The 3,436-nt window shown below is 73.6% G+C and carries 3 protein-coding genes and 2 pseudogenes; all 5 read left to right on the forward strand.

Features of this window, described 5'->3' with window-relative positions; translation table 11 throughout:
• Positions 1 to 402: pseudogene (locus ACTHNQ_RS04705) on the forward strand (xylose isomerase); the annotation flags it as partial.
• Between the two features lie 154 nt (positions 403 to 556).
• On the forward strand, positions 557 to 1,876 hold the full coding sequence (xylB, locus tag ACTHNQ_RS04710; RefSeq protein ID WP_440331540.1) for a xylulokinase: 1,320 nt from the start codon (positions 557 to 559) through the stop codon (positions 1,874 to 1,876).
• 77 nt (positions 1,877 to 1,953) lie between these two features.
• Entirely contained in the window at positions 1,954 to 2,289 is a 336-nt protein-coding gene (locus ACTHNQ_RS04715; protein ID WP_440331542.1) for a hypothetical protein, read from the forward strand.
• Positions 2,290 to 2,347: 58 nt separating this feature from the next.
• Positions 2,348 to 3,196: a transposase gene (locus tag ACTHNQ_RS04720; RefSeq protein ID WP_440331544.1), complete on the forward strand. Its 849-nt coding sequence runs from the start codon at positions 2,348 to 2,350 to the stop codon at positions 3,194 to 3,196.
• Positions 3,197 to 3,242: 46 nt separating this feature from the next.
• Positions 3,243 to 3,436: pseudogene (locus ACTHNQ_RS04725) on the forward strand (GTP pyrophosphokinase family protein); the annotation flags it as partial.

Below are 3,436 nucleotides of genomic sequence, written 5' to 3' on the forward strand. Positions count from 1 at the left end.
CTGCACAACGCGTTCGCGCTCGTCGACCTGCTCGAGAACGGCGGCCCCGGCGGGGTCCCGGCCTACGACGGCCCGCGCCACTTCGACTACAAGCCGTCGCGCACCGAGGACGAGAACGGCGTGTGGGACTCCGCCGCCGCCAACATGCGCACGTACCTGCTCCTCAAGGAGCGCGCCGCGGCCTTCCGCGCCGACCCCGAGGTGCAGGAGGCGCTCGCGGCCGCCAAGGTGCCCGAGCTGTCCGTGCCCACGCTCAACGAGGGCGAGACGATCGAGGACCTCGTCGCCGACCGTTCGGCATACGAGGACTTCGACACCGACGCGTACCTCGGCGGCAAGGGCTTCGGCTTCGTCCGCCTGCAGCAGCTGGCCACCGAGCACCTGCTCGGCGCGCGCGGCTGATCCCTCTCTCACGGGATGCCGCGACCGACCTCACCGGCCGGTCGCGGCATCCCTTCTCTCCTCCCACGGCGGGCGTGTCCCGCTCTTCGCCGCCGGGAGGCGCCCGCAGCGGTGAGCATCGGGACGTGAAGAACCCGAAGGAAGGTCCGGAGCGATGACGCTCGTCATGGGAGTGGACTCGTCCACGCAGTCCTGCAAGGTCGTGATCGTGGATGCCGCGACCGGCCGCATCGTGCGGCAGGGCCGTGCCTCGCACCCCGACGGCACGGCGGTCGACCCCGAGGCGTGGTGGACCGCGCTGCAGGCGGCGATCGCGGATGCCGGCGGTGACGACACCGGCGTCCTCAGTGACGTCGAGGCCTGGGCCATCGGCGGTCAGCAGCACGGCATGGTCGCGCTCGACGCCGACGGCCGCGTCGTGCGCGACGCGCTGCTGTGGAACGACACCCGCTCGGCGGGAGCGGCCGCAGACCTCATCGCCGAGTTCGGGGCCGACGAGCTCGCGCGGCGCACCGGGCTCGTGCCGGTGGCATCCTTCACCATCACGAAGCTGCGCTGGCTGCGCGATGCCGAGCCCGACAACGCGGCCCGGGTCGCGGCGGTCGCCCTGCCGCACGACTGGCTGACCTGGCGCCTGCGCGGCTTCGGCCCTGCGGGGGAGTCGTCGCGCGGACCCGTGCTCGACGAGCTCGTCACGGACCGGTCGGATGCCTCCGGCACCGGCTACTGGAACCCCGCCGACGGCTCGTACGACCGCGGCCTGCTCGTCGCGGCGCTCGGCCACGACGCCGTGCTGCCGCGCGTGCTCGGACCGGACGAATGGGTCGCGGACGCCGACGGCCGCCGCGTCGGCGGCGGCGCCGGCGACAACGCCGGTGCGGCCCTCGGACTCGGCGCGGGGCCGGGTGACGTGGTCGTCTCGATCGGCACGTCGGGCACCGTCTTCGCGGTGAGCGAGGAGCGCACGATCGACCCGACGGGCACGGTCGCCGGGTTCGCCGACTGCACCGGCCGGTTCCTGCCCCTGGTCGCGACCCTCAACGCCGCGCGGGTGCTCGACGCCATCGGCCGGGTGCTGGGCGTCGACCACGCCGAGCTGTCGCGCCTCGCCCTCGCCGCCGAACCGGGGGCCGGGGGGCTCGCGCTCGTGCCGTACTTCGAGGGCGAGCGGACGCCGAACCTTCCCGACGCGACCGCGTCGCTGACCGGCATGACCCTGGCCTCGACGACCCGTGAGAACCTCGCACGCGCGGCCGTCGAGGGCATGCTGTCGGGGCTCGCGGCCGGTCTCGAGGCGCTGCGCGCACTGGGCGTCCCGCTCGAGCGGGCGCTGCTCATCGGCGGCGGTGCGCAGTCCGAGGCGGTGCGACGGATCGCCCCGCTCGTCCTCGGTCTCGAGGTCGAGGTGCCCGAGCCGGGGGAGTACGTCGCGCTCGGCGCGGCGCGCCAGGCGGCGGCCGTCCTCGCGGCCTGACCGCGGCGCCGGGCGGATGCCCGGAACGGATGTGGCCGCCGATGTATCGGGGTGCCCCGCCGGCGCATCTTCTGTGTATGGATGCTGCGATGCTCGCCGGGACGGTCTCGACCGTGCTGTTCGCCGCGGCCAACCTGCCGATGCTCGTCAAGGCGGTCCGCTCGCGCGACCTGCGGTCGTACAGCGCGAGCGCGCTCGTCATGGGCAACGTCGGCAACCTCTTCTACACGGTCTACGTCGTGAGCCTGCCGTTCGGCCCGATCTGGGTGCTGCACGGCTTCTACCTGGTGTCGATGGCCGTGATGCTCGTGCTGTACGCGGTGTCGGCGTGGTCGCGGCGCCCGGCGCGTGCGCAGGATTCAGGATCGACGACGCGCCGGCGATCGTCTGCCCGCGTGATCCCGCAGGCCTGAGCCTCGCCCGGACGCGGTCTTCCTGAGTTCTCGACGTCGTGCGCGGCACAATGGACGAGTGAATGCCGCAGCCGAGGGCGATGCCGGGCTCGACGAGATCGCGGCAGAGCTGTACGCCCTGACCCCGGCCGAGTTCACCGCGGCGCGCAATGCGCGGGCGGCGGCATCCGATCCGGCACTCGCGAAGCGGGTCAAGGCGCTGCGCAAGCCCTCGGTCGCGGCGTGGGCGGTCAACCTCCTGGCGCGCCAGGGGCAGCTGGCCGACGCGATCGAGCTGTCGGCGGCGCTGCGCGAGGCGCAGGACGACCTCGATGCCGCCGAGCTGTCGCGGCTGGGGGCGCAGCGGCGGCAGCTGGTCGCGGCGCTCGCGAAGCAGGCGGTCGGTCTCGCCTCCGACGCCGGCGTGACACTCAGTGCGGCGGCGCGCGACGAGGTCGAGAAGACCGTCAACGCGGCCGTGATGGATGCCGCAGCCGCCGCCGCGGTGCTCACGGCGCGCCTCGTCACGACGCTGGAGGCGGGCGACATCGATCCTGCCGCGCTCGCGGATGCCGTCGGCGGGAGCCTTCCCGGCGTGGTCGAGCCGGCGCACCGCGATGATCTTGCCGAGCGCCGCGCCCGCAAGGCTGCCGAGAAGGCGGCGCGCGAGGCCGAGCGTCTTGCGAACGAGGCCGAGCGCGAGCTCGCCCGGGTCGAGGCGCGGCGCGCGAAGGCGCAGGAGCGCGTCGACCATGTGCGCGAGCGCATCGACGACCTGCGACGCGACCTCGCCGCGCTCGAGGCCGATGCCGCCGCCGCCGAGCAGAAGCTCGACACGATCGAAGCCGAGCGGCGCGACGCCGCCTCTCGGGCCCGTGCAGCCCAGGAGGAGTCCGATCGGGCGCGGCGTGCGCTCGACGAGGACTGACGGCCTTCACAGGACTCTCGTAGGCATCCTGCCTACCGTGGAGGGCATGGCGACTCCTGCTCCGCTGGTGCCCGCGACGACTCCCGACGAGGGCGAGATCACGGTCTCGGCCGCCGAGCTGCGGGAGCTGCGGGACGAGCTGCAGCGCTTCATGATGGAGTACCGCTTCGGCCTGCAAGAGGTCGAGACGAAGATCGGGATCCTGCGCGACGAGTTCCTGCTGACGCACGACTACAACCC

The organism is Microbacterium sp. (genome assembly GCF_051953575.1).
Lineage (GTDB): Bacteria > Actinomycetota > Actinomycetes > Actinomycetales > Microbacteriaceae > Microbacterium.